At 55.3% G+C, this 255-nt stretch carries 1 pseudogene; it reads left to right on the top strand.

What is annotated here, in order from left to right:
• Nucleotides 1-53: 53 nt before the first annotated feature.
• Nucleotides 54-255, top strand: a pseudogene (locus tag ACTD9P_RS30295) (IS110 family transposase); the annotation flags it as partial.

Raw genomic sequence — 255 nt, 5'->3', positions numbered from 1 at the left:
CCGCTCGCCACCGTGTACCCCGCCCGCGTCATTCAATCCTGCGAGGAATTGTCATGACGCGCAAGAACCAAAAACGTTTTGAAGTTATCCACCCTGACTGCGCTGCCGTTGATGTTGGCGGCGGTGAACATTTGGCCGCCGTTGATCCGACCAAATGCGCTGACCCGGTTAAAAGGTTTTCAACCTTCACCGACGATTTGCACGCCATGGCCGATTGGTTTGAATCCATGGGCGTCAAGATGGTGGCGATGGAAG

The organism is Pseudomonas onubensis (assembly GCF_965653655.1).
Classification (GTDB): Bacteria; Pseudomonadota; Gammaproteobacteria; order Pseudomonadales; family Pseudomonadaceae; genus Aquipseudomonas.
The sequence above is the reverse complement of the archived record's forward strand: the minus strand, read 5'-3'. Positions and strand labels throughout refer to the sequence as shown.